The following is a 26296-nucleotide window of genomic DNA, read 5'->3' on the forward strand; positions in this document are numbered from 1 at the left end:
AACCAGAGCTTGTCACATGAAAGGGCGCTTAGCTCAGCGGGAGAGCACTGCCTTCACACGGCAGGGGTCACTGGTTCAATCCCAGTAGCGCCCACCAACAAACACGAATGGCCAGGTCAAGAAACCTGGCCATTTTTATTTTTGACTTCAAATAGTTACAGATCGCCCCACCTGCTCATTCTAAAGTCTATTCCTCCACTATGTCAGTCAAGTCTGTGCCCATTTCGTGCCCATTCTGTGCCCGAATTTTACAGTAACTGTGGTTTTCTTATGGCGACTACTGCTGTCAGGGAGTGTACTCGCTTAACAGGGTGTCTGTCGATGGTGGGCAAGATCACTCAGATCGTTGCAGAGCCGTATGTACGGCATCGACATCCTTTCTAGAGATATTTAATCTCAATTTGGAAGTTGCTGTTGGTGTTTGAGATAAACTTTGGGAAAAAGTTGTCTGGTAATAAATTTTACTCAAGTCTTTGTTGTAATGTGACGACTGATTGTGGCAAAGTGTAAAAAAAATTATTGGGGGTCTATTATGGCAACACTGTTGGAACTGGTCGGAGAAATAGTCAGCGCTCACGCATCCACGACACCATTGACAGGGGAAGAACTTCTCAAAGAAATTCAACAGGTGTATGCACAACTAAAGACCCTTGAAAGTGGAGAAGCGATTGGTGTGGCGGCGGCAGAAGAAACTGCCAAACCGACACTGTCCGTGAAACAAGCTTTTAAAAAGGACGAAGTAATCTGCTTGATCTGTGGTAAGGGTAAAATGAAGACTCTTACCCGTCACCTCAATTCCGAACACAATATGAAACCGGGTGAGTATCGTAAACAGTTTGGAATTTCCCGTACCCAGTCACTGACTGCCAAGAGTTTTTCGGATGCACGTCGTAAGACTGCCGAAGAGCGGGGGCTTGCTGCAAACCTTGCCAAGGCCCGCGCTGTCCGTGCTGAAAATTTGGCAACTAAATCTGTTAAACCAAAACCAAAAACAACAAAGAAAACAAAATAATTTTTTCAGTCGAATATAAAAGGCAAGCCCAATCATCAGGCTTGCCTTTTATATTCCTTTTGTACATGCAGTTTCCCGGCGTCATTGGTAGTGGATATTTAACCTGAATCCGTAACGTGAATTGCTCAATCAGCTGATTTTATCGCTACTCGCTCAAGGGAAATTGGTTGATTTTTCGCTACATTTGTCGTATTTACATTGCGTGTAGTAAGCCATGGCTAGCCCCAGGCTTCCCGTGAGCTGTCACAACAATCAGGAGAGGGTTAGCCGCAAGCTAGCCCTTTTTTAGTGCGCTCATGTGTCGCCATAGATCAATAGAGACATCTTTGTCTGGCAGAAAGTATCCATCTCATATGCAAACATTTCATCTGTTCAAGCTGGGAAATGGGTTAGAGGTACGTCTCTATGATCGGACTCGCAACTACTATGGCGACTTCCATCATGTCCTCCTGGACGTTCGGTGCGAGATTGAGATCGGCCATTTGACGGCTAACGAGGGACTTTCTGCGGATGAGCTCTCTGCTCTTGGTGGTGAAAAACTTTTCTACCGCCGAACCCTCGATAAGATGGGAGTCCCCTCCGGTGAAGTTGATGCAGTTCGTAGCCATCTTGTTGATAATTTTGTTCGTCACTCGCTGCCATATTTTTCCACCCCCTTTTTTGCTGAGCGGTTTGCACGTGCTGAACTGCATAAGCACCACAAACGATCTGCATCTGGCATGATCGCCATGCACGCATGAGCAGAACGCTTCAGATCGAAAAGCTGGCTTTTGGTGGTGAGGGATTCGGTCACCTGGATGGCAAGGCTTGTTTCGTACCGTTCACGGCACCAGGTGATCTGGCCGGTATCAGAGTTGTGCAGGAGAAGTCGTCCTACTGTCGCGGTGAGCTTGAGTCCCTCATTACGCCGTCTGCCGAGCGCGTAATGCCACCCTGCCCGGTGTTTGGCATGTGCGGGGGGTGTTGATTGGCAGTTTCTTCCCTCTGATCGTCAGCTCTGGTGGAAGGGCGAGATCTTTGCCGAACTCCTCTGGCGGAATGCCCGCATTGGGCGTGACGTCATCTTGCCGATTGTCCCTGCTCCCACGGAGTATGGCTATCGGGCACGGATCCAACTTAAGATCAGGTATGTGAAGGGTGCCATTCAGATGGGGTTCTATCGTTCTGGTTCCCATTACGTTGTGAACATCCCTGACCACTGCCCTCTGGCCCACTCGGCCATCAACAAGGCATTGCCGGAGATTCGGCACATGTTGCAGACGTTGCCTGAGCCGGACAAAATACCTCAGGTGGATCTGGTAACCGGGGAGGACGGGCAGACAGTGGCAACCGTCCATTACATCGGGTCCAGGCACGACGAACTGCGACGCGTCTTACGGGATCTATTCCCCTCACTTGTCAACATTCATGGCATTCTTGTCCAAAGTAGGCGTAAGAACACCATGGAGTCCATCTGCGGGAGCCACTCACTGACCTATGGCGTGAGCGCCGAAGGAGAAGAGCTGACTCTGACGTTCTCTGCCGGCGGATTTTCCCAGGTGAATTACGAGGCAAACCGTCTTCTGGTAGCCTTGGCCCTTGAGGAAGCAGCCACTGCAACCAGGCAGAATATCCTCGATCTGTATTGCGGCAACGGTAATTTCTCCATTCCGTTGGCACGGAAATGCGGCTCAGTTCTCGGGGTAGAGGATAACCGCGTGTCAGTGCGGGACGCCTGTCGAAACGCCTCTCAGCACCGCTTGTACGCCACTGACTTTCGTCAGGGTGATGCAGTTGAGGCTGTTCAACAGTTAATAGTGCAGGGCAGGCGCTTTGATCTGGTTATCCTGGACCCACCGCGAGTGGGGGGGGCAGGCTTGGCGAAATTACTTCCGGAGTTGCGCCCGGCTACGATTGTGTATATTTCCTGCGATCCGGCAACCTTGGCACGGGATCTGGCACTACTGCAGAAAAGCGGCTATCTTGTGACCAAAACCCGGCCGGTGGACATGTTCCCCCAGACATATCATATGGAGAGCATCACGGTTCTAAAGCCGGCGTGACATTATAGCGGGTCAGGAGATACTGGTATGTTTTTTAGGAAACTTTTGGGCAAGGATTGTCGTCAGTTAAAGGAGAGGGGCGACAGTTATCTGGCCGATGGCCGCTTTGCTGATGCACGACATGCCTATGGTGAAGCCTTGGAACGGCTCCCCGGTGGTGATGAGGGCGAAGCTCTGCGAGCTATGCTGAATGCGGGCATGACAGTGGCCGGAAACGGACTGGCAGAAATGAACATGGAAGAGGCTAAGCTGTACCTGAATCAGAACAATACAGCAAAGGCACGGGAATATCTCGAGTTGGCCATCCAGTTGGCAGAAGGCGGAGCGGTCAGGGAAAAGGCTGAAAACTTAATGAGGGGGATGGATTCTCCGCCGGTTATCTCCCCGGTCAAAATGGAGCACGGTCATCATGGTTGCAGTAGCTGTCAATCTGTGCAACACCAGGATGTGACTGATAATGCAGAAGAATCGCTGTCTCTGGAAGATCGTTTCCATCTATTGACCCAGGCCTTGCCAGGGGGCCTTGCTGACCGATATGCTAACTTGGGCGAGAAATTTGCATATGGCTACATCGAATTGCACGAAGGGAACCTGGATGCTGCATTTCAAGCGTTTACCGAGCTGACCGCAATCGAACGGGAAAACGACATTCTGCTGTACGAACTGGGTGCCTTGACGTTTCGTAAAGGTGACGTTGCAGAAGCAGAGCGGTTGTTCAGGGCATCTATGGAGATCAACCCGTTTAATCCCTTGACTCGCCTCGGCCTGGCGCAACTGCTCATGTTCACCAAACGCCTGGACGAGGCACTGACCGAGCTGGGACTAATGGTGAAAAACGGACTGCTGGCCAATGAAGCCCAGGTCATGATTGGTGATGTATGGTCTCTCAAAGGTGAGGACGGGACGGCAATAGACCACTTCGCCAAACTTCTTGAGGATACATCTCTCCAGAAAGTTTGCGCCGAGCGGCTCGTTCCGCTGCTGACGAACCAGGGACGGGAGATCGAAGCCCAGTTCCTTGCAAAACAATACCTTAAAGGGTGCTGTTGACCCCACATAAATCAACAAGCCGTTCTTCCGAGGAGGGTACACAACATGAACAAGTCGGAATTAATTGAGGCACTTGCTGCCCAAAAGGGTCTTTCCTACAAAAAGGCCGAAGAGATCATCAACACTATTTTTGATTCGATGACAGAGGCAATGCTTGCCGGTGAACGGATTGAGATCCGCGGATTCGGCAGCTTTGTTGTTAACGAATACAAAGCTTACACCGGCAGGAACCCTAAAACCGGCGAGGCAATCCCGGTTAAGCCCAAAAAACTCCCCTTCTTCAAGGTCGGAAAAGAGTTGAAGGAGCGCGTAGCCGGGTAAATATGGCGTTGCATTAACAACTGTTTTTGGGATACATTGTTAAAACCCCATGAACAAGCCCTTCCTTACGTTAGCTCTGATTATTCTTTTTGCGGGAACTGCCTCGGCGAATCCGACACAATTCGGTGCCACGGGTCTTATGTCTGTCCCGTCTGCCGAAACAATTGACGCTGGCAATGTCTGCATTGGCTTATGGGGGAGTGCCTGTAATGGTCCCAACGGCTCATCTGTTATCATTCCTGCCACCCTGACGCTGGGGTTAGGTCCGTTTTGGGAAGCCTACGGCACCTATCCCAACCTTTTTCTCAACAACCAGGAATCACGCTCCGGCAGAGGCACTGCCGACATCGGTTCGAAGTTGCGTTTTTACGGCAAGCGCAAAGACAACTTCAAGCTCAGTGGTGATGTCTTTCTTCGCAGGGCCATTTCCGAAGATCCGAAGATAAACGGGACAACGGATGTCGGGGGGCGCATTATCGCCTCTTATCGCGTAGATCAGATCGGTGCTCATGCGTACGGTGGCTATCTGGCGCTGGGCGACAATCCGGAGCGAACAAAATCCTACGAGATCCCTTTTGGGTTTGGTTTTGAGTATAATCCCGGTCAACGCTCCAAAGTGACCCTTGAACTTACCGGCAGAGATGCAAAAGAGTATGCCGACTCTCCCGTTGAAGCTTCTGCAGGTTTTCGCTTCTACTTCTCTCCCCATTTAACGTTAAATCTTGCTGCCGGCGCCGGCGTTAACCAGGCTGCTCCTGATTGGCGTATTCTCTTCGGCTTCAGCACCTGTCAGGGCCTCGGAAATTACATCAAGCCCATTCCCCGCATCCAAACCCAGGATGAAGGACCTGATAGGAAAAAGGATGTAATCAAGCGGGTAAAGATTATTCCCATAACTCCGCTTCTCGTCAAGGCTCCCATTGCCCCGGCTCCGGTCAGTAAATTCGAGGTTCCGGTCGATCCCGACAGGGAAGATATCGTCATTAAGCCCTACGGCCAGATACTGGTACAATCGCAACCAGCCCCCACTTCGGCGACCCCTGTTGCCCTTCCTCCCAATATCCTGCTTGAACAGGTCGACGATTCCCCTGACAATCTGGAAGAGGCTGTCAGGCCCTCTGAGAGAAAGCTGGACCGGGAGAGCAGGGCATTGGAATATACCATAAACCGTATTACCGGCACGACTCCCACGTATGGCGTCGGTGTGCAGCACGAGGCTGAACCTGTCAAGTGGACAAAATCCAGCGATACGGTATCCGTGTACAAGAAGTTTCGCCTTCCTGACACCATATTCGAGTTCGGCCAGAGCGAGCTTTCACCAGAGGTGAAAAAGGCCCTGGCAGAGATTGGTGAAATCATCAGAAAAGATTCCCGGTGGTCCTATTTGCGGGTGGACGGACATACTGATAGTATTGGTTCAGTACGGTACAATCTGGATCTCTCTTTGAAGCGGGCTATTGCCGTGGCCAATTACCTCATCACCCGCGAAGGGGTGAACCCGGCACGGATATTCGTCAAGGGGATGGGTAAATCGGTCCCTATTTCCGACAACCGGACCGATGACGGTCGGCGACAAAACAGACGATTCGAGATTCTCTTTCTCGTGGACAAGGCAAAATGAAAAGCCTTTTGGGTTGGCTAGTTACAGTGCTTATCCTGTCAGCCTTTACTGCTCAGGTTCCGGCGGCTCAGACGGTAACAATCGGCGAACACAAGGGACAGGTACAGCTGGTGAACGATTCTGTGAGTCTGGACAGCAAAGCAAAGAAGCAGATTCTTGCTATAGTTGAGGCAATACTCAAACAACGTAGCGATGCACTGCTGATGATTGAAGGAGACATGGCAACGGAAAAGGACCCGGACGTCTATATCAGCAAATCGCTCACGCTGGCCAAGGAAGTGGAACTTTTTCTGCGTGATTCCATCACGGCACCGCTTGACATAATCATTGCCTGCAGAAAATTGAAACCAAGTAACAACAGGGAAAGCAGTGTCAAATTCTCGGTAATGCCATCATCGTTCAAGGCCGACAAGCTGACTGAAAAGCGGCGCGTGGAGTGGGTGCTGGTAGAAAAGGGCGAAAGCTTCGAAATTACCGAATATGCCGACGCCCCCACCAGCCCAGCCGGGCTGACCGCCGAACCGCTCTACATTGATCCACAATTGGAAAGAAAACTGGCCCAGCAGAGGCAGACAGTGCAGCGTGCCGTGGCTGAACAAGCGCGCAAGGCCGACGACCTGGTTGCCAGGTCAAAGGCCAAGGCAGCAGAAAAGGCAAGAAGGCTGGAGCGAGCAAGCAAATATCCGGCGCCGCTGCCAACCGAATTCCGATGATTGTTTATGCGTATAATTCCATAATCTGGAGGCGATACCAATGCTGAGGCAGATTGTAGTTGGCTTCGTGCTGTCAGCCATTTTTCTTGCAGGTTGTGCCATAAAGGTCGTCCCCGAACCGGTTGGGAACGGTATCGTCGATCCTTCAAGCAATTCGTTAACTATTAGTAAAGAGTCGATCCGGATTTCCGCAGCCAATTCCTCCCCGGAAATGGCTGACTACAAACTGGAAGGTGGGGTGGCTTCCTTTGCCCTGGAGATAGAAAATAAGGGTAATGCCGAGATAGCCTTTGATAAGGATTCCTTTATTCTTCTCGATAACGAGGGGCGTCAATACTCTGCCCTGACCCCGGAAAAACTGAAGGAGATCCTGTCCAAGGACCTTTACTACCTTATTCCGTACCCCTATGTCGGCTTCTACTATCTTGAAGATTATGAAAAGGCTGCTTTCCGGAATCAGCAAAGCTCAAACATCCCCTATTATTATGAAGTATACCCGCAGGATATCTATACCAAGGCGCTGCATGCCGGCACGATCATCCCCGGTGCCAAGGTTAACGGGCTGGTTTATTTCCGCATCGACCTTGCAGATGTCAAAGGTGTGAAGTTGTATATTTATAACAAAGGGACATCCAAGTCAGCCCAACCCGACTTTGTCTTTCCATTTCGGATTGTAAAATAACCAAGGAGTAAACGCTCCATGCCGCTCTCTTCGCTGAGTGAGGCGCTGGGGGGACTCGGTCTCTTCATCCTCGGGATGAAGACCATGTCCGAAGGGCTCCAGAGAATTTCAGGGGAGCGGTTTCGTTTCGCTCTCGAAAGGATTACCGGTAACCGTTTTGCCGCTGCGCTTATCGGCAGCGGCCTTGCCGTTCTGCTCCAGTCGAGCACAACCGCGTCGGTTATTGTCATCGGCTTTGTCAACGCCGGCCTCATCTCGCTCTATCAGGCCCTGGGCGTCCTGCTCGGGACCGGACTCGGTGCAACTCTCGCCGTCCAATTCATCGCTTTTCAAAGTACAATCTTTGCCTTTCCGGCCATCCTGGCAGGGGTACTGTTACGATCCTTCAGCAAGAAACGTCGCAACCTTTACATTGGTGACCTTCTCCTTGGGGCAGGCTTGGTATTTTTCGGCATGCGCCTTCTGGAGAATGGACTGATTCCGATCGGTCAGAGCGCCGTGATTCAGGGAGTCAGTACGCATGTTTTCTCCTGGCGCGGCTCGTCTGTGCTCATTGGTGCCATACTCACCCTGCTGATCCAGTCCAACAGCGTGGCCACGGGCGTCATCATTGCCATGACCGGTAGCGGTCTGGTGAACTTCGGCGACGGTATTGCCATGATTGTCGGTGAGTCTCTCGGCATTGCCGCGTTCACACTGTTTGCCACCATCAACGGTACCCCGGCCGCCAAACGGACTGCATACCTCTATGTGACGATCTCGCTCCTCGCTGTTGTTCTTACGCTGCTGGCGTTTCCGCTCTTTGTCAAAGCGGTTGTGCTGGTTTCCCCTGATCGGGATACGATTACTGCCGACCTTGTAAACACCCTCTCATCTGCCCGCCTGATGGCCCCGAACTCGCTTGTGGCCAGGCATCTCGCCAATGCCCACACGCTGTTCAACATTTTCAGCATCGTACTCTTTCTGCCTTTAATCGGTTTTTTTACCCGTTCTTCCCTGTTCACCTTGCCGGGGGCGCGCAAGGGAGATATCGAACCGCGGCCGCAGTTTCTCGACTGGCGCGTCATCAACACGCCGATGCTGGCTCTCATGCAGGCCCGCAACGAGACTCGGCGCATGGGAGAGACGGCACTGGCAATGTTCCATGAAACCATGCAACTCTTCAATCGCTTTGACACCACGAAAGTGTCGTTAGTACGTCAGCAGGAGGAACAACTCGATGTCCTGCACAGGGACATCTCTCAATTTCTGGTCCAGGTATCCCGTCAGCCGCTCGATGCCGAACGATCAATGGAAATACCCTTGCTGATTCAGACGGTTAACAACCTGGAACATATGGGCGACGGCATCATGGCTGTACTCACCTACCTTACCAATAAGAAGGAGAGCCATATCCTCTTTTCCAACGAGGCCATGGATGAGCTAAAGCGTCTCTCTGATGCCACGGTTGCCATAGTTACGCTGGCAATAGCGGAAGATGGAGGGGGAGATGACGGTGATCTGCTGCCAACTGCACGTCAACTTAAGGATGAGGTGTCTCTGTTGGAGGAGCTGATGCACCGCAATCACGTGATGAGAATGCGCGGTGGCTTCTGTTCAGTGGATGCTGGGCTGCTCTATGGCGACATCATTGTTGCCTTTACAAAAATTACCGACCACGCCTATGCCATTATCAAGTCTCGCCGAGAACTGCTCTGACAAGTCGCTGGAAAGGATTTGCTCCATGTTGATAGAAGAGTTGACCATGACGGAATTCAGCGTCGGATTAATGAAGACCCGGACAGTGCTGATTCCGGTCGGCTCGGTGGAAGAACATGGTGACCATCTGCCCCTTGCCACCGACACCATGCAGGCGGTAGAAGTGGCTAAAAAGGCTTCGCAACTTGTGCCACTCTTTGTCGCGCCGCCGATCAATTACGGCAACTGCCGTTCCACCTCCTGTCATCCCGGAACGATATCCATCAGGACCGCGACACTCAAGGCCCTGGTGTACGATATCGTAAACAGCCTTTACGTTCACGGGCTGCGAAATTTTATCATCTTGTCCGGCCACGCAGGTGGAGCCCACTGTCTTGCACTTCAGGAGGTGGGAGAAGAACTTCTGGCAGCGCTTGCCGAGAGCAGGGTCGCGGTCGTCACCGAATACGTACTGGCCAAAGAAGAAGGGCGGACGTTGGTTGAAACCCCCGGTGATTCACATGCCGGCGAGATCGAAACATCAAGAATACTCCATAGCCATCCCCATCTTGTAAAAGGTACCGGACAAGAGGAGTATCCGAACTTTCCGACAGGTATTCTGGTGCGCAATAAACGAAAGTTCTGGCCCGGAGGCATCTGGGGAGACCCTGCAAAGGCTTCTTCAGCGAAGGGAGAGCAGATTGAGGCGCTGGTCGTGGCAAAAGTTGTCGAACTGGTAAGGCAGATTGAGGCCTTTACGGAGTAAGGGTACTGTGCACCGGTCAAGTTACCGCGATGAACAAAAAGCGGCTGCTATACAGGCAGCCGCTTTTTGTTCATCAGTAACAGGTATTGGTAGATTGACGTGAGTCAGCGTGGCATGGGACAGTACATGTTTCCGTACGGCCGTTTGCTCTTCGGTAGGATCTTCACGAACGGCTCGCTCATTACTTCCTTATAGTCAAGCTTGAAGTCTTTGCAGTAATCCCTTAGATATATTTCGAGATCTTTCCGGTCGTCCGCTGTCAGTTCAAAGACCCCGACCTCGCGCGACAGGCGGCTTTCGTCCACACCACCACGGATATAAATCACACCGCCGTGCATGCCGGTGCCAAGAGAGAAGCCGTGCTTTGCCTTGTCCTCTGTATCGCTGAACATGCCGAGCAGCACCAATACCCCGCCAGCCATGTACTCACCGAAGAAGTCGCCTGCCTTGCCGCCGGCAATCAGCACCGGCCGATTTTCCTGATACGACTTCATGTGGATGCCGACCCGGTACCCCACGTCCTTCAGAATGTGGAGCCTGCCGCCACGCATGCCATAGCCGAGAACGTCGCCGGCGTGACCGTGAACTACCACCTTGCCGGCATTCATGGTGTTGCCGATGTTGTCCTGGCCGTTGTCCCTGACAATGATGGTGGCGCCGTTCATGAAGGCAGCCAGGTCATTGCCCGGTACACCGTTGATGGTAATGGTCACCGGACGGTTGATGCCGTCTCCGATGAAGTATTGGCCGTTCACGTTCAACAGCTCGATCTTGTCGGCACCGGCAGCCACCGCCGCCTTGACCTTGTTGTTGAGCTCCCGGTAGTAAAGCCCCTGCGCATCTATTTTCATAATAACCACCTCAAAACGTTGATGTTCGACGTTCAATGTTCATAACCTCGAACATTGAACCTTGAACCGATTTACGCCACACCCGGCTTCAGCATTGCGATTACCGGCTCGCCGCCGCGGGGTGCCCAGACCCGGTCCGGCTTCGGGCAGATTTCGCGGATGGCGGACTCTTCCGAGGCCATGTAGACGAAATCGTCCTTTTCGGCGCAGACCAGGGGGCGCAGTTTGACCCGGTCGTTCAGGCCGATCAGCCCCTCGTTGCTGGCAAAGAGGATGGCGAACGGGCCATTCAGAAGGCCGCTGCCGTAAACCTGGCGGATGGCGGTGAGCAGTTCCCGCTCGTCGTCGGGAAGCTGGTCGATCTTGTCCCAGAAGGGGGACGCAAGGGCCAGGGCGGCCAGTTCCGGTGTCAGGCCGTGTTTCCTGATGAGGATGTCCAGGAGGTAGGCCACGACTTCGGTGTCGGTCAGCATGGTGCAGAGGTAGCCGTACATCTCCAGATAACGCTTGTTAATGCCGTAGGAGGATATCTCGCCGTTGTGGACGATGGACCAGTCCAGCAGGGTGAACGGGTGGGCACCGCCCCACCAGCCCGGGGTGTTGGTGGGAAAACGGTTGTGGGCGGTCCAGATGTGGCCGCTGTACTCTTCAAGGCGGAAGAATTCGGCGATCTCCTCGGGGTAGCCGACCCCCTTGAACGCCCCCATGTTCTTGCCGGAAGAGACGACAAAGGCGCCTTCGATCTCGTGATTGATCCGCATGACATGGCTGACGATCACGTCCTCCACGGTCATCTTCTGGTACTCGATCGCCTCCTGGTACTCCTTGGTCTTCAGCGGCTGGACAAAATAGCGGCGAAAGACCGGCGGGTTGGTGATGGCGGCAATGCGGCGGGTCGGGATGTCTTCGTGCTGTTCGATGGCGAAGTGCTCGCCCAGGTACTCCTCGGTCAACTGGAGGGCCATGGCGTTTTCGTACATCAGGTGAAAGGCAAAGAAATCCTTGTACTCCGGGTAGATGCCGTAGGCGGCAAAGCCGCCGCCAAGACCGTTGCCCCGGTCGTGCATCAGGGAGATGGACTTGATGATGACACTCCCCTCAACCTTCTTCCCGGTGGTGGAGATGAAGCCGGTAAGGCCGCAGTTGGAGATGTCCTTCTGGAAATTATGCGTCGGTTTGCGGATGCTTTTCATGTCTGAAAACCTCTGTCTGGTCATGGAAAGGCGTATGGTCCGGGCCTAGTGGCCGACGGCCCTGGCTACCTGCCCGTGCTCGGTCACTTTTCCCGCCGGAGCGAAGAGAGCACTCCGTACCTCCTTCGGAAGGTTGATGAAGCCAAAGCCGGGGCGGAGGAGATCCTCCTTGTAGGAGGTTATGTCGGCCCGGTCGCGTATGAGACCGGCGAAGATGCCTGCCCGGTCAACTTCGCCGACCAGGACCGCGCCGACGAGGATGTTATCCTTGATGACGATCTTGCGGTAGGTATACGCCTCCTGGTCCAGGTAGGTGATGATCTCGAACTCATCCCCTGCAGGCGGGTTGGTGATCCCCATGGAGATGGTCGACACCTTGAAGAACTCGATGGAGTTCATGGCGAGGCCACCAGGGTAGTCCTTGTTGCCGCCGGTCATGGCACTGCCGGCGATATCCCCCTGGATGTAGGCGTCGGGCCAGATCGGCATCGGGTTCTTGGCCCCGGAGAAGAAGTCTTGTGCCTCGGCCACGTCGCCGGCGGCATAAACTCCCTTCACATTGGTCTGCATCCGTTCGTCAACGACTATGCCGCGATTGACCTCGATGCCGCTCCCCTTGAGGAAGCTTGCTGCCGGCCGGACACCGATGGCAACCACCACCGTGTCGCAGGGGATGAAGTCGCCGGACTTGAGCGTCACGCCGGTGATGAGCGACCCTTCGCCCTCAATGCTGACCACGGTATCCTCGTTGATGACCTCGATGCCGTTGGCCTTCATCTTCTTGGCAACAATGCGACCGGCAGGGCGGTCAAAGGCCGCGGACAGTATCCGGTCAGCCAGTTCGACAATGGTGACCTTCTTCCCGAGAAGGTGAAGCCCCTCGGCCGCCTTCAGCCCGATGAGGCCGCCGCCGATCACCACGGCCCGCTCAATGTCCTCGGCAATCCCCTTCAGTTTCGCGGCATCGTCCCAGGTGGTGAAGGTGAAGATGTTGTCCCGGTCTTCGAGCCCCATGATGGGGGGGACGAACGGGTCGCCGCCGGTGGCGATGAGCAGGCGATCATAGGCGATGGCGTCGCCGTCGGCCAGCTTCACCTTCCCGGCCTTGGTGTCGACCCCCACAACCTCGTTCCCCAGGAGAAGATTGATCCGGTTCTTTTCGTAGAAATCGTCGGGAAGGTACGGCATCCGCTTTTCGGTAATCAGCCCGCCCAGCAGGTAGGAGATGAGCGGTCGTCCATAGGCGGTGTGCTTTTCCCGGGAGACGACAATGATGTTTCCGGTCGGGTCGCTGGCGCGGATGGCCCGCATGGCCCCCACGGCGGCGACCGAGTTGCCGATGATCACATAGTTCATTTCTGTGAGCCCTCCTTGTACACCAGAGCCCTGTTGGGGCAGGCTTCCACGCAGGCCGGGGTCAGCCGGTCCGGGCACAGGTCGCACTTGTTGGCTTTCTTTTTGGCGAGGTTGCGCTGGATGGCACCATACGGGCAGGCCATGACGCAGGACCAGCAGCCGACGCACTGTTCGGTGTCGATCCGGACCACGCCGCTATCGTTTTTCTGAATGGCGCCGGAGATGCAGGCCCGCAGGCAGTCCGGCTCGTCGCAGTGACGGCAGGTGGTTGAAAGGGAGACCACGCCGCCGTCCCACTCCTCGACGGTGCAGCGGGAGATGGGGCGTTCGGGTTCGTGCAGGAATGCCTTCACCGGATCTTTGGAACGGGAGTGCTCGGTTATGCAGGCGACCTCGCAGAGGTGGCAGCCGATGCAGACGTCTTCCAGTGTGTAGATTCGCTTCATTGTGCTATTCTCCGGCGGGCATTACGCCCAGGATGTTCATCTCGTTCTCGGAAAGACCTATGGCACGCAGCTTGTAACGGTTGCCGCGCAGCGATTCCAGGGCGTTGAGGCCCATGCCGCCGAGGATTTCCTTCATCTCGTGACCCCAGGCGTGGACCAGGTTCACCAGGCGTTCCGCACCCAACTCCGGGTTGAGTCGCTTGGCCAGGTACGGATTGTTGGTGGTGATCCCCCACGGGCACTTGCCGGTGTAGCAGCGCTGGCAGAGGGTGCACCCCAGGGCCAGGAGGGTGGAGGTACCCAGGTTGATGGCATCGGCCCCCAAAGCGATGGCCTTGATGGCGTCGCCGGAATTGCGCACCCCGCCGCCGACCACGATGGAAACCTGGTTCCTGATCCCCTCGTCCCGCAGGCGGGCATCGACCGCGGCCAGGGCGAGTTCCATGGGGAGTCCCACGTTGTCCCTGATCACCTGCGGGGCCGCACCGGTCCCCCCCCGGAAGCCGTCAATGGTGATGATGTCGGCGCCGGCCCGGGCAATACCCGAAGCAATGGCTGCCACGTGGTGGACTGCGGCGATTTTTACCGAAACCGGCTTCTCGTAATTGGTCGCTTCCTTGAGGGCGAAGATCAGCTGGCGCAGGTCCTCGATGGAGTAGATGTCGTGGTGTGGTGCCGGCGATATGGCGTCCGAGCCCATGGGGATCATCCGGGTCTCGGAGATCTGATCATTGACCTTTTCACCGGGGAGGTGTCCGCCGATGCCCGGCTTGGCTCCCTGGCCCACCTTGATCTCGATCCCCACGCCGGCGTTCAGGTACTGCTCGCTGACACCGAACCGGCCCGACGCCACCTGGACGATGACGTTCTTGCCGTACTGGTACAGATCCTTGTGCAGTCCCCCTTCGCCGGTGTTGTAGAGGGTCCCCAACTCCTGGGCCGCAGCGGCCATCGCCTTGTGGGCGTTCAGGTTCAGGGCACCGTAGCTCATGGCGGAGAAGATGAACGGGTACTCCAGTTTCAACTGTGGTGCAAGTTTGGTGGCCAGTTTCGGCTTTCCGCTCTTCTCATCGCGGACCACTTCGATGGAATGGGGTTTCTTTCCCAGATAGGTCCTGAGCTCCATCGGCTCCCGGAGCGGGTCGATGGATGGGTTGGTAACCTGGGAGGCGTCAAGGAGCAGGTGGTCCCAGAAGATCGGGTACTTGGCCGGATTCCCCATGGCTGCCAGCAGAATGCCGCCGGTATCGGCCTGGGCATAGAGGTTGCGGATGTGGGCGCCCGACCAGGATTCGTTCTTCTTGAAGTTTTCCTCGTTGACCCGGATGGTAATGGCGCCGGTTGGACAGTACGCGGAACAGCGACGACAGCCTATGCACGAGGTACTGTCCTCGGCCAGGTAGTTGTCCTCTTCCACGAACGAATGGACGTCATACGCGCATTGGCGAACGCAGACCTTGCAGCGGATGCACTTGCGTTCGTTGCGATCGACGATGAACTCGTTGAATGACTCGGTAACAGACTTGTAAAGCACCGTGTGGCCTCCTGGGTGGCATGGGATGCTGGAGTAGATCGATTGTTGCTATAGCCAATAGTGTGCCAACTTGCTGTTTGGCTTTACATTACTAGCGAAAACAGTAAGTTACGGGTAGGTGAGTGTGTCGGATGGTTAAAGCGCTCTCGGGTTGAGTGCGCTGTGAGTTTGTATATTACATTAATTAGTGGTGAAAATGTACACTTTATGGCGCAGGGTGTTGGCGAAGCTGTTCGAGATATTTTTTTATGCCACCTTCAAAGATGGTGGCGATTTCGCTTTTCTCGTGTCCCTGGTTGTAATGGTAGAAGTAGCGCGTCAGAACAACGAGCAGGATGATGATGATAAGGCCTGCTGCACAACGTTTGGCAACGGTCCTGAAGGTGGAGCGTTTCGGAGTGGCCGGTGGTACCGTCGGTTCGGTGCGTTGCATGGCACGCAGGCGACGGATCTGTTCAGTGGTGATGTAATTGATTATGGCGTCGCGATCGCGTTCGTCAACGAAGACAAACGTGATGGCAGTCTGGTAGATGGGCGCGGCATCGTCAGGCATGAGCAGTTTTTCCGACTGGATCACCTTGCCGACTGTCTCCACAACGTGCGGTGGCACTAAGGGAAGAAACAGCTCAATAAAAAGGTAGGTGTCTTTTGGCAGGGGATCGGGGATGTTTACTTTGATGCCGCCACCGCTGATGTTCGCGGCAATGGGGTGGGGCTGAGCCCAGGGTTGTATGGTGCCGCCGGAGTCTCTTGATGGGAAGGTGTCGCTGAAAAATATTGCCGACTGGTCCTTGCTGGCGGCAATGCGGTCGCGGCGGTTGATCCATTGCTCTTGGAGAGCTTCCGTGTCAGTTGTGTCCGGAATGACATACCGAACCGGAAGGTAGGCGTCGATTCTGAAATATTCGCGCAGATCGCTGATGATGACATCGCCGACCAGTCGGACGCTGAGCAGTTCCCGATCAAGTTCACCGACCACGAGCACCCGGCAGGCATATACCGTTCCGTCACGAACGATTTTGAGTTCGACCGTGACACCCAGCCCTAGCGAAATACCGGTCGGCAGTCTGTCCCGGGACAGCCGCAGTTCCAGCAGATCGTCCAGCAGGGTAAACACCACCGCCCATTCGATGAATGGTGTGCCTTCCGGGGTGGGGAGCAGCAGCTGGACCCGCTGTCCTTTCGGAAAGAATCGTGCGTAGGGAGGAATCGAGTCGGTCATTGTGCGTTGTGTTGTTGAGAGTGGCGCGCAAACCACTCCCAGGTCACTTCACGGCAGTTTCGTTGAGGTCTTTGAGGAGCTGGTCGATGTCGACCTTATGGACACCGGCGCCATGGGCCAGTTCCTCAAAGTCGGCAATCTGGCATTCGTTGCATTCCAGGCCGTAACGGGCAAAGATGGCAGTTGTGTGCGGATAGAGCCGGATGATTTCGCCGATGGTCATTTCCTTGGTAATCATTCGTCCTCCTGTAAACAAGGCGAGGGACCCACCCCTCGCCCTGTTCCGTATGGCAGGATGATCAGGCCAGATCCTGTACCCCTTGGTAGATGAGATCGAACAGCTCGGGGACATCCTTCTCCTCGATGCAGGAAAAGGCGATCCTAAGATCGGTCTTGCCGATGGAGATACCGCCGACGCCGTACTTGTCGAGGAGGTGGACCCGCAGCTTCTCGGCATCGACGGTCTTCAGCTTGAGGCACATGAAGTAGCCGGAGTTGAACGGGTAGTAGGTCCAGGCGGAATCGTACTTACCGCTGTCGAGGACTTCCTTGACCTTAAGGGCGCGGCCTTTCAGTACCTGGAACTTCTCTTCCTTCTGTTCGAGGAATTTCGGGGAGCGAAGCGCCTCGATGGCGAAGGTCTGGGAGGGGTGGGGGCAGTTGGAGATCCGTGCGCGTATGATCCCCATGGCCTTCTTCTCCAGAGCGGTCATGACCCGGGCGTTCTCGAAGCTGTTGCCGTCGGCGAAGGTGATGAAGCCGGTCCTAAAGCCCCAGACGAACTCCTCCTTGGTGGCGCCGTCGAGCCTGACCGTCAGGATGCGCGGGTGGAGGTTGGCGAGCTTGCCGAAGAGCGACTCCTTCATGCTGTCCTCGTAGAAGAGGCCGAAGTAGGCGTCATCGGTGACGGCGACGATGTTGCAGCCGCTCTCGGCGACTTCCTTGATGGCGGCAACGATAGCGTCACCTTCGGCGACGGACGGGGTGTAGCCGCTCGGGTTGTTGGGGAAGTTCAGGATGACAATGGCTTTACCCTTTTCCTCGGCGCTGTTTTTCAACTCGGCCTTGAAGGCGTCGACGTCATAGCCGCCGGCCACGGTGAAGGTCGGGAATTTCCGCATGACGGCACCGGAGCAGGTGCCGAAGGTGAGGTTGTAGTTCCCCCAGAGCATGTCCGGCAGGATCACGTGGTCGCCCGCGTCGACGAACATGTCGGCAACGATTGAGAGGCCGTGGGTGAGGGCGTTGGTGACGATCGGGTTGCTGAAGTGTTTCCCCTGTTGGCTCGGGTTCTCCCGCAGCTGCTTCTCACGCCAGAGGGCGCGCAGTTCCGGCTTGCCGGCCGGCGGCGCATAGGGGTAGATGTCCTTCGGGTCAAAGGCGGTGAGCTTGTCCTGGATGCACTGGAGGTACATCGGGCCGCCTTTTTCGGTGGCGATGCCTATGGTGGCGTTGAATTTGTGGGCCTTTTCCTTGGCTTCGGCCGACTGGGTCAGAATTCCCTTGGGGAAGAAAAGGTTCTTGCCCAGGTCGGACAGCATCTCCAGAACATAAGGATTGCTCTGGCTGAGCATCTCGTTGAGTTCTACGGCTAGCGGATTCATACGGGTCTCCTTGTTATGGGTGGTTATGAAGAAAACTTGTTGACCAGCGCTTGTTTGACCTGCGGCGGCACCAGGCTGTCGATCGGCCCTTTGAGCGAGCTGACTTCCTTGACGATGGATGAGGAGAGGTAGCTGTAGGGAACCGAGGTCATCATGAAAAGGGTTTCCACCTCGCAGGTAATGCTCCGGTTCATCTGGGCAATCTGGAATTCATATTCAAAATCCGAAATGGCGCGCAGGCCGCGGATGATGACCGTGGCCTGCTGAGAGCGGACGTAGTCTACCAGAAGCCCTTCAAAGGTGTCAACTCTTGCTCGGGGATTGTCAGCCAAAACATCTTTGATCAGATCGACCCGTTCGTCGATGGAAAACAGGGCGTTTTTCGTGGAGTTGCGGGCAACGGCTACGATAACGCTGTCAAAGACCCGCAGCCCTCTCTTGATGATGTCGATGTGGCCGTAGGTGATCGGGTCGAATGAGCCGGGATAAACGGCTATTTTCCGTGGCATGACTACTCTCCGGTCGATAGGGTGAAAAACGTTATGGCGGTGTCGCCGTAAATGCGGCTGTCGTCCCTGTGCAGAAGGCCGACGGTTTCCGGTACCTGGTCGCGGGCAGCTCCCTCCATGATTACGATGGCATCAGCCGCCAGCAGTTCACTGCTCCCCAGGCTCGCAAGCACCTGATCCCTGAGTTCGAGATCCCGATAGGGGGGGTCGCAGAACACCAGATCGAACCGTGCCCCCTGGCGGGCCAGGAGTGCCAGGGCCTGGCGGGCGTCCATGGCCACTGTCCGACTGTTGGCTGCCAACCCGGTCAAAGCCAGGTTCTTCTCCACCAGCTGGAGGGACGAATGACGACTGTCAACGAAGACAGCATCCGCTGCCCCGCGGCTCAACGCCTCGATGCCCAGCGCTCCGGTTCCGGCGAAGAGATCCAGGACCCGGCATCCTGCGAGGTTCTCCCGGCGGCTGGTCAGGATGCTGAACAGTGCCTCCCGGACACGGTCCGCCGTTGGTCGTACCGTATTGTCCTTTGGAGTGACCAGGTGGCGGCCCCTGGCAGTGCCGGCTATCACCCGCACCGGCTCGACCCGAGCAGCCCCGCCAGGCGGCTGGCACTCCCCTTGCCGTGAAAGGCGGATATGAATTCCCGGGCCTCCCGGTACGCCATTTCTGCGATCAGTTTCACGTTTTCTTCGGGGATGTCATCAATGTCATGCTTGAAGACACCGGTGGCATATTTGATGTCCCGGCCCGTATCCCTGGACCAGCGACGAATGGTGTCCATAAGGTCGAGTGGCAGGCCGGCGTGGGCAACATTCTGCCAAAGGGTGCCGATGTTTCCCTTTCTGATGCCATACTCGGCAAGTCTCCCGACCAGGTGGAGCGGAGTCCCGGTGATGCCGTGCTGCACCAGGCCGGAAACACCGCGGGCCGAAGCCATGGCATAAATCGCCGCGGTCCGTTCCAGATCGATCTGGACCATCTGGCCATCCAGGTAGTTACCCGTATGGCTGCCATTGTTGATGGCCAGAAGATGCGGGATGACACCGTTCTTTGCCAGCCCGTCCAGAAAGGCCTCTGCCTCTTCAACCGTGGTGAGGCACGTCTCGCTTCCGACTGTCGGCACTTCTCCGAGTTCCACCTCCAGGCCGTAACCGGCGTCAACCATCTGACGGGCAAGGGTGGAGACTATGCGGATATTCTCCGTTAGCGGGTTGAATGACGCATCAAGGGCAAAGGAGGTGAAGCCTGCGGCCCGCTGGGCCTCGATGAGCCGGAGCGCATCGGTCAAGAGCGCCTCGGAACTGTCCTTGACGGTTATATGATCTGCGTGAATGACGAATGGCTTGGTAAAGGAGTGCCGCTGTGCCTGCTCCAGGAGGGTATGCACAAAGATCTCGGGGGTCTGGCCGGTATACCCCCCGTCGAGTCCGCCTTCGGTTGCGGTCAGTTCGAATATGACCAGTGCGTCCAACTCCTCGGCGGCCCGCATGATTCCCGGGACAACGTGGGAAATCCGTGGGTTGCACGCCATGACGATGCTCTTCTCTTTGCCCAGGGTGGCAAATATCTCCCGACCGCTCAGGACGCAGACCTTGGAGTCCGATCCGAGTCTGGCGCTGATGTTCGGGTGGATGTATTGGCGTAGGATTGCGTGTGGCATCTGCTTATCAACTCCGTGCGACTTGTATACATAAAAAAGGTTTAAAAATCTATCATCCATGAAAACCGTCGTCAAGTTAAGTTTGCGGTTGACAGCCCTCTGGTCGGGGGGCATAAATACCGGCAAAAGGAGGCTTGAGATGGATTGGGAAGCGTCGATGGAACGACCCGACCTGGCCGGATTTGCGGCTAAAAGTGTCGAGTCCCGTGGCAGGAAGCACCATGAGGGCCTGCGTGACAACCGCCCCGCCTTTGAACGGGACCGGGACCGGATCATCCACTGTGCGGCATTCCGGAGACTTGAGTACAAGACACAGGTGTTCGTCAATCACGAGGGCGACTATTACCGTACCCGCCTTACCCATTCATTGGAGGTTGCCCAGATCGGTAAGGCGATTGCCCGACGTCTCAAGCTGAACGAAGAGTTGACCGAGGCCCTGGCGCTCGCCCATGATCTGGGTCATACGCCGTTCGGCCACACCGGCGAGGAGGTCCTGAACCGGCTCATGGAGGATTACGGAGGGTTCGAGCACAACCGCCAGTCGCTACGGGTGGTGGATGAGCTTGAGGAGCGTTACCCGGATTTCAATGGTCTCAATCTCTCCTGGGAGGTGAGGGAAGGACTCATCAAACATTCATCCCCCTACGACCGGCCTGCTGAAATCATGGCCGAGTTTCTGCCCGGCGTGGTCCCGACGGTGGAGGCCCAACTGATCAACTATGCCGATGAAATCGCTTACAACAATCACGACATCGACGACGGCCTCAAGTCGGGGTACATCTCCCTGGAACAACTGGAAGAGGTTGAGCTCTGGCGTAGGGTCTGCGGCCGTGTTCGGAAGAAGTATCCCTGTATTGATGATGTGCGGCTCAAATACCAGACCACCAGTTCCCTTATTGGCCTCTTTATCACCGACCTGACCGATATCACCCGGGCATCCCTGACCGAATGGCACATCGAGAGCATCGACGATCTGCGCAGGGTAAACCGTCAGGTCGTCGGGTTCAGCCCGGAACTTTCCAGGCTTAATGCGGAACTGAAGCGCTTCCTTCACGAAAACCTTTACCGGCACTACAAGGTGGAACGGATGCGGGTCAAGGCGGAACGCTACATTGTCCATCTGTTCGATACCTATGTGAAACATCCGACCCTTCTGCCGCGCAAATACCTGAAAAAAATGGAGCAGGTCGGCAGAGAGCGGGTGATCTGCGACTACATCGCCGGCATGACCGACCGCTTTGCCCTGGATGAGTTCAAGCGTCTCTATGAGCCTTACGAACGAGTCTAGAACTTCGCTGCCGGCAAAGCTCCTTGACATGCCCGGCCCATTGCGGTATCAGATTTATAGTTAACTGACATACCGTAGCACACATGATAGACGACAATACTAAACCATTCGCGAGAATGGGGCGGAAAGCCCACGGGTCTCCCAGAGACAGCCGGGTTGCCGAAATATCGTAACCGATATGTGGCACCCGGCTTTTTTATTGGCCGGTAATTTTGAAGGAGGATGTGATGAAACGAATCGGAATAGCAGTTGTTGTTGCCGCCCTGGTGGCGGTGCCCCTGGTTCAGGCGGTCCAGGCTGAGGTCAGCGTTAATGTCAATGTAGGGGTGCCGATGGTCCCCGTGATTCCAGCTCCACCGATAGCGGTAGCCGCACCCCAGATCGTCCTTTCCGCCCCGCCGGAGTTCATCCTGCCGCCGTCCCTCGGCTTCTATGTTGCCGTCGGTATTCCCTACGATATGTTTTACATTGGGAATACCTACTACCTGTACCGGGACAACAACTGGTACCGCGGTCCTAACTATGGCGGTCCCTGGCGGGGGGTCGACCGCGGTCACCTGCCGCCGGGGCTGCGCAAGCACAAGTACGAGCGGATCAGGTATCTGCGGGATGAGGAATACCGGTCATACCGTGAGGACCATGATCACTACCGGGGCGAGCATTTCCGACCCGACAAGGAGTGGAAGGAGCACCGCAAGGAGGAAAAGGAGCGGTGGAAGGAAGAGCGGAAATGGGACAAAGAGGAACGTGGTCACGGCCGTGGACGCGGCCATGACCACGATGATTGATTTCGGTTACCGTGAAAGCTGTCAGTTAGGAGTGCTAAAGAAAGGGCGAGGCCAGCAGGCTTCGCCCTTTCTTTATGATCAATACCCGAAAATTTTCAGTACGCTCGGGAGACGGATATCATTGGCCACGGCCGGGACCGGGCTTCCCTCTGCCATCTTGGCAACGCCCGTCGGGGTGGGGTCAACCACGACGCTGCGCAGCAGGTAGTTGACCATCTGGGACTGGGCATAGCCGGTATTGGTGGCCGATACCCTCGGATCGATAAGGAAGCCGTGGTTGACACCGGTCTGGTCGAACTGGAAGTACCCTTCTGCCGGTGTGGTTGCGGTCAGGTTGCTCTGTGCCGCCGCAAAGTCCACCTTGGGCGCGGGTGCTCCGGCATTAATGGTGAACATGAACGACGAAGGGATACGCGGTGTGGCGCCGCCCCGATAGCCGAGCTGCCTGAAGCCCGGCGCAACCGCCGAACCGGCAGGTCCGAGGATCTCGCGGCCGCCGAGGGCATTGCCGAGGAAGCGGGTGTTGGCATTGGGTATGACCTGGTCGCCAACCGCCTCCTGGATGACGATCCGGCCGGACAGACGGGATGGCAGACCGCTGGCCAGCGGCGTGGTCACGGACGCCGGGTCAGCCGGGTCCACCACCGATTGGGTGACCTGGAAAAACTGGTTATAGGTCGGGGTCCCGCTGATGATCCCCTTGGCGGCGAGGCCGGCGTTCACGCTGGGGCTGAAAGCCGGGCTGTCCTTGAGCAGGTAGGCGAGACGGCCGCCCGGGACACTCAGGAACCCTTTCATGTCGGTGCCCAGGGTCGTCTGTGTGTAGGGAAGGCCGGATGTCGCCAGGGTGGTGTTGCCGGCCAGGTAGTAGGCGCCGACGATGGAGCCGAGGCTGAGGCCGACAAACCTGATCTCGGTCGGCGGGGCCGACGTCACACCGGCGGCAACGAGACCACCGGTTTTCAGGGTGAGTTCGAGGCGGTTCAGGTTGAATGCGGCTTGCTGGATATTGGACCGGGTAGCCAGCGGGGCGCCGACCGCCATGAAATCCTGCCCCCATACGTCGCTGGTGGTATGTCCGGTGACGGCCAACTGGCCGTGCAGCGGCAGGTCGATGGCGGCCACCGCGTATCCGGCAGCGGTGAGGGCGCCGGCAACGGCCACGACCTGTTCCTTCTGGCCGGTGATGCCGTGCTGGAAAATCACCACTTTGCCGTTAGGGGATGTGGGGGTGATGTAGACGAACGGCACCGAGCGGGGCGCATGGTAGTAGCCGGTAAGGACGCCGCTGCTCCGGAACGGCTGGACAACCCCGCTCGCCGGATTGTAGGCGCCGGCGACCCCGGTGAGGTCCATGGTTGCCCTGTTGGCGGCGACAACGACCGGATCGACGGAGAGTTCGGCACTGTTGATGGTGCCGGTCACCACGGAGGCGACCGTCGACGGTGCGGTCCCGGCCCCGGGGATGGCGCCCCAGTAGGTCGCAGGGGGGAGGGTGGTGGTGCCGGCGATGGTGTTGGACCAGCTCTTTCCGGTCAGACCGCCCAGGGGGGCGCCGGCGGCGAAGGCGCGCAGGGCGCTCTCCACCGGCATCAGGGATGCGGCGCTGGCGAGATCCTTCAGAATGAAACCGGCCCCGGTCGTGATGAAACGGCCAAGCAGGGCGATATCGTCGCGGCTCGTAACGGTCGTTGTGGCAGAGCTCGTTATCAGGTCGTTCATGACCTTGGCATAGCCGGAGAGCTTGATGCTGGTCCTGGTCGTATCGGTGTAGACATTGTCGCGAATTGCCTCCAGTTGGGCAAACGGGCCAACAAGCGGAATTACGGATTTCAGCGGATCGAAAACGCTCGAACTGCCCACCGGCCTGCCGGTGGCAGCGTCCTTCACCCGATTGGTCACTACGTACAGGTACCTCGTTCCCGGAAGAAGGGGAACGTTTGGAAACAGAAACAGGTCGGTGCTGTTGGTTGCGTACTGAAAGGTGAACATCCCGGTAACATCAGTGAAGCCGAGGGGGTTGTTCTCCGGTGCCGACGAACTGGCGCTGTCGGCTGTGAGTTGAAAGACCTTTATGTTCGCCGCCGTCACAGTGGCAGTATCCACGGGGCTGGTGAACCTGATGTAGATCGGCGCATTCAGTCCCGACACGGCGTTGGTGTTTCCCATTTCCCGCAGGTTCACGTAGGCAAGGGCCTCGGGCGGGGTCATGGGGGTGTTGGCGGGACGGAGACCGACGACACCGGTGACCGGGTCAGTGTACTGGCTTATCGGGTCCTTGGCAGTGGCCGTTGCCAGGATGTTCGGCAAGGGGACATTGCCGGTGGTCGGGTCGAAGATGACGGCGTTGCTGGCGGCCAGATCGGTGGTGGTCGAACTGGAACTGCACCCCACGGCCAGCATGAAGGAGATACCCAGCAGCAGTCTTACGATGAGCGAATACATAGATCACCTCTCGGAGTCGATTGTTGTTCGTTAAAACTTGATGGTGATGTTGGCGCCGAAAAGGTGGGCATCGCTATTAAAGGTACCGTTTTCACCCTTGAGCGTCTGCATGTTCTGGTTATTCACCGTCCGTTCCATGAATTTCACCCACATGTAGGCAAGATCCAGTGAGGCGTAACTGTTGTGAAGACCGAGACCTAAAGCGACATTGTGCCGGTCGGAGTCGGGCAGCTCCGGACCCAGGGTCGAATCGGGAATCGGCGATTCGTCGTACGCATAGCCGGCGCGCAGATCGATATTCTTCGAGTATGCATACTGCCCGCCCACCTTGTAAGCCCAGACGTCATTCCAGTTCTTTGCATCCGGCTTGTTATTGAAGCCGGCGAACTGTGCGCTGTTGAAATTGAACTGGAGCTTGTCGAAAGAGCTCCAGCCGGTCCGTTCGGCATCGAACTCCAGGGTCAGCTTCTCGGTCGGCTGCCAGGCAACGCCGATACTCAGGCTGTCCGGGAGGGTGAGGGTAGTCGAGGCTGAGGAGGTGATGCGGGTTCGGGAGTAGGGGGACGTGGCCGCCGTTGTCATCCCGATCAGGTTGAAGCCGGAACCAGTCGTGGGAATAAAATTGGCGTCGCCGTCGATATGGAGGGTGATTTCGCTTCGGTAGGCGAGACCGAACGAGAGATTATGGCACGGTTTCCACTTCAGTGCGAAGTTGTAGCCGACATCGGTGGCGGTGCCGTCCAGCCCCAGTGCTCCGAGTTCATAGGCACTGTTCGGGACGGTGGGGTCCGGACTGTAGGGCATTTTTTGCAGCGAGACAATGGCATGGGTGACATCGATGCCGGCGGCCACGGCCAGGTTCAGGTCGTTGAAGAGATAGGCGACTGTGGGCTGGAAATTGATCGGCTTGATGGCGATATTCTGAATCTGGTTGCGGAAGGTGCTGCTGTCGTCCCAACTCTTGGCCAGGGGGTAGATTGAGTTGATTCCGAGACCAAAGGTAAGCGGCAGGTTCTCCAGGGAATAGGTGGCGTACAGGCTGGGGGCGATGAAGAGGTCGCGCTTGGCCTTTTCGAAGACCGGGGTCGAGCCGACACCGGTCGGCGGATTGCCGCTCAGAGGGGTTGTGCCGGTAAACTCGGTTTGGGGGACAGCGATAACCAGAGAACCGAGATTGACCTGTGCCCCTTTGAGATAGGCGATTCCGGCCGGGTTGTAATAGAGCGCGGACGGGTCGTCTGCTTGGGCTGTGAAGGCATTGGCCATCCCCATTGCCTTGGCCCCCTGCTCGTTGATCTTGAATCCTGCTCCCTGGGCCAGGGTAGCGGCCCCGACAATTGCGACCAACACATATGCGGATACCAGTTTCTTGCCCATGATATTCCTCCCTTTCTGTTTGCCCACCACCCGAAACAGCTCTATTGCCCTACCATTAAACCGTCTTTGGCCATAAAGCTAAATGACCTTGACGTCGATGTCAAGTTTAAATATAACATCGTTACCGTAAATTTTAACA

Annotated in this window: 26 protein-coding genes, 1 tRNA gene and 1 riboswitch; of the genes, 14 read left to right on the top strand and 13 right to left on the bottom strand. The window is 56.3% G+C overall.

The window, feature by feature from the left end; translation table 11 throughout:
- Positions 1 to 22: 22 nt before the first annotated feature.
- From JN12_RS06595 to JN12_RS06650, 12 genes are all read left to right on the top strand, one after another.
- A tRNA-Val gene (locus JN12_RS06595) sits at positions 23 to 97 on the top strand.
- 435 nt (positions 98 to 532) lie between these two features.
- Positions 533 to 1012 carry a MucR family transcriptional regulator gene (locus JN12_RS06600; RefSeq protein ID WP_145020014.1) on the top strand — a complete coding sequence of 160 codons (480 nt, stop codon included), beginning with the start codon at positions 533 to 535 and terminating at the stop codon, positions 1010 to 1012.
- 326 nt (positions 1013 to 1338) lie between these two features.
- On the top strand, positions 1339 to 1752 hold the full coding sequence (locus tag JN12_RS06605) for a hypothetical protein (protein WP_145020017.1): 414 nt from the start codon (positions 1339 to 1341) through the stop codon (positions 1750 to 1752).
- Complete coding sequence (locus JN12_RS06610; RefSeq protein WP_145020020.1) at positions 1749 to 1979, top strand: TRAM domain-containing protein; 231 nt, start codon at positions 1749 to 1751, stop codon at positions 1977 to 1979. The genes JN12_RS06605 and JN12_RS06610 overlap by 4 nt, the downstream gene beginning before the upstream one ends.
- Entirely contained in the window at positions 1957 to 3054 is a 1098-nt protein-coding gene (gene rlmD, locus JN12_RS06615) for a 23S rRNA (uracil(1939)-C(5))-methyltransferase RlmD (protein WP_145020023.1), read from the top strand. The genes JN12_RS06610 and rlmD overlap by 23 nt, the downstream gene beginning before the upstream one ends.
- 27 nt (positions 3055 to 3081) lie before the next feature.
- On the top strand, positions 3082 to 4104 hold the full coding sequence (locus JN12_RS06620; RefSeq protein ID WP_145020026.1) for a tetratricopeptide repeat protein: 1023 nt from the start codon (positions 3082 to 3084) through the stop codon (positions 4102 to 4104).
- 45 nt (positions 4105 to 4149) lie between these two features.
- Positions 4150 to 4425 (top strand): HU family DNA-binding protein, encoded by a 276-nt coding sequence (locus JN12_RS06625; RefSeq protein WP_145020029.1) that lies wholly within the window; start codon positions 4150 to 4152, stop codon positions 4423 to 4425.
- Between the two features lie 49 nt (positions 4426 to 4474).
- On the top strand, positions 4475 to 6046 hold the full coding sequence (locus JN12_RS06630) for an OmpA family protein (protein ID WP_145020032.1): 1572 nt from the start codon (positions 4475 to 4477) through the stop codon (positions 6044 to 6046).
- Positions 6043 to 6759, top strand: coding sequence for a hypothetical protein (locus tag JN12_RS06635; RefSeq protein ID WP_145020035.1), 717 nt, complete (start codon positions 6043 to 6045; stop codon positions 6757 to 6759). Before JN12_RS06630 ends, JN12_RS06635 begins: the two co-directional genes overlap by 4 nt.
- 40 nt (positions 6760 to 6799) lie before the next feature.
- Complete coding sequence (locus JN12_RS06640; protein ID WP_145020038.1) at positions 6800 to 7441, top strand: hypothetical protein; 642 nt, start codon at positions 6800 to 6802, stop codon at positions 7439 to 7441.
- Between the two features lie 18 nt (positions 7442 to 7459).
- Complete coding sequence (locus JN12_RS06645; RefSeq protein WP_145020041.1) at positions 7460 to 9139, top strand: Na/Pi cotransporter family protein; 1680 nt, start codon at positions 7460 to 7462, stop codon at positions 9137 to 9139.
- A gap of 25 nt (positions 9140 to 9164) precedes the next feature.
- A complete protein-coding gene (locus JN12_RS06650) occupies positions 9165 to 9884 on the top strand; it encodes a creatininase family protein (protein WP_145020044.1) in 720 nt (239 codons plus the stop codon).
- Positions 9885 to 9988: 104 nt separating this feature from the next.
- Here the strand turns inward: JN12_RS06650 and JN12_RS06655 are convergent, their stop codons facing one another.
- From JN12_RS06655 to JN12_RS06705, 11 genes are all read right to left on the bottom strand, one after another.
- Positions 9989 to 10735 (bottom strand): GltB/FmdC/FwdC-like GXGXG domain-containing protein, encoded by a 747-nt coding sequence (locus tag JN12_RS06655; protein WP_145020047.1) that lies wholly within the window; start codon positions 10733 to 10735, stop codon positions 9989 to 9991.
- A 71-nt stretch (positions 10736 to 10806) separates the two neighbouring features.
- Positions 10807 to 11928 carry a class II glutamine amidotransferase gene (locus JN12_RS06660; protein ID WP_145020050.1) on the bottom strand — a complete coding sequence of 374 codons (1122 nt, stop codon included), beginning with the start codon at positions 11926 to 11928 and terminating at the stop codon, positions 10807 to 10809.
- Between the two features lie 45 nt (positions 11929 to 11973).
- The gene (locus JN12_RS06665; protein ID WP_145020053.1) at positions 11974 to 13284 is read right to left on the bottom strand and encodes an NAD(P)/FAD-dependent oxidoreductase; all 1311 of its coding nucleotides are present in this window, start codon (positions 13282 to 13284) and stop codon (positions 11974 to 11976) included.
- Positions 13281 to 13730, bottom strand: coding sequence for a 4Fe-4S dicluster domain-containing protein (locus JN12_RS06670; protein ID WP_145020056.1), 450 nt, complete (start codon positions 13728 to 13730; stop codon positions 13281 to 13283). The genes JN12_RS06665 and JN12_RS06670 overlap by 4 nt, the downstream gene beginning before the upstream one ends.
- Positions 13731 to 13734: 4 nt before the next feature.
- Entirely contained in the window at positions 13735 to 15264 is a 1530-nt protein-coding gene (locus JN12_RS06675; protein ID WP_145020059.1) for a glutamate synthase-related protein, read from the bottom strand.
- A gap of 205 nt (positions 15265 to 15469) precedes the next feature.
- Positions 15470 to 16486: a PilZ-like domain-containing protein gene (locus tag JN12_RS06680; RefSeq protein ID WP_145020062.1), complete on the bottom strand. Its 1017-nt coding sequence runs from the start codon at positions 16484 to 16486 to the stop codon at positions 15470 to 15472.
- 43 nt (positions 16487 to 16529) lie between these two features.
- The gene (locus JN12_RS06685) at positions 16530 to 16724 is read right to left on the bottom strand and encodes a DUF1858 domain-containing protein (protein ID WP_145020065.1); all 195 of its coding nucleotides are present in this window, start codon (positions 16722 to 16724) and stop codon (positions 16530 to 16532) included.
- A 61-nt stretch (positions 16725 to 16785) separates the two neighbouring features.
- Positions 16786 to 18090, bottom strand: a complete 1305-nt coding sequence (locus tag JN12_RS06690) for an aminotransferase class I/II-fold pyridoxal phosphate-dependent enzyme (protein WP_145020068.1) — start codon at positions 18088 to 18090, stop codon at positions 16786 to 16788.
- A 23-nt stretch (positions 18091 to 18113) separates the two neighbouring features.
- Entirely contained in the window at positions 18114 to 18599 is a 486-nt protein-coding gene (gene coaD / locus JN12_RS06695) for a pantetheine-phosphate adenylyltransferase (protein WP_145020071.1), read from the bottom strand.
- A 2-nt stretch (positions 18600 to 18601) separates the two neighbouring features.
- Complete coding sequence (gene rsmD, locus JN12_RS06700; RefSeq protein WP_145020074.1) at positions 18602 to 19174, bottom strand: 16S rRNA (guanine(966)-N(2))-methyltransferase RsmD; 573 nt, start codon at positions 19172 to 19174, stop codon at positions 18602 to 18604.
- Complete coding sequence (locus JN12_RS06705; RefSeq protein ID WP_145020077.1) at positions 19165 to 20259, bottom strand: class II fructose-bisphosphate aldolase; 1095 nt, start codon at positions 20257 to 20259, stop codon at positions 19165 to 19167. The genes rsmD and JN12_RS06705 overlap by 10 nt, the downstream gene beginning before the upstream one ends.
- Before the next feature lie 139 nt (positions 20260 to 20398).
- Between JN12_RS06705 and JN12_RS06710 the strand changes: the two genes are divergently transcribed.
- A complete protein-coding gene (locus JN12_RS06710) occupies positions 20399 to 21547 on the top strand; it encodes a deoxyguanosinetriphosphate triphosphohydrolase (protein WP_145020080.1) in 1149 nt (382 codons plus the stop codon).
- A gap of 88 nt (positions 21548 to 21635) precedes the next feature.
- Positions 21636 to 21711: riboswitch (cyclic di-GMP riboswitch) on the top strand.
- A gap of 63 nt (positions 21712 to 21774) precedes the next feature.
- Positions 21775 to 22335, top strand: a complete 561-nt coding sequence (locus JN12_RS06715) for a hypothetical protein (RefSeq protein ID WP_145020083.1) — start codon at positions 21775 to 21777, stop codon at positions 22333 to 22335.
- Between the two features lie 78 nt (positions 22336 to 22413).
- Here JN12_RS06715 and JN12_RS06720 read toward each other — a convergent pair whose 3' ends face one another.
- Together JN12_RS06720 and JN12_RS06725 are read right to left on the bottom strand one after the other, a co-directional pair.
- Positions 22414 to 24780 (bottom strand): Ig-like domain-containing protein, encoded by a 2367-nt coding sequence (locus tag JN12_RS06720; RefSeq protein WP_145020086.1) that lies wholly within the window; start codon positions 24778 to 24780, stop codon positions 22414 to 22416.
- A gap of 30 nt (positions 24781 to 24810) precedes the next feature.
- Positions 24811 to 26157 (bottom strand): OmpP1/FadL family transporter, encoded by a 1347-nt coding sequence (locus JN12_RS06725; RefSeq protein WP_145020089.1) that lies wholly within the window; start codon positions 26155 to 26157, stop codon positions 24811 to 24813.
- Between the last annotated feature and the right edge of the window lie 139 nt (positions 26158 to 26296).

The organism is Geobacter argillaceus (assembly GCF_007830735.1).
Classification (GTDB): domain Bacteria; phylum Desulfobacterota; class Desulfuromonadia; order Geobacterales; family DSM-12255; genus Geomobilibacter; species Geomobilibacter argillaceus.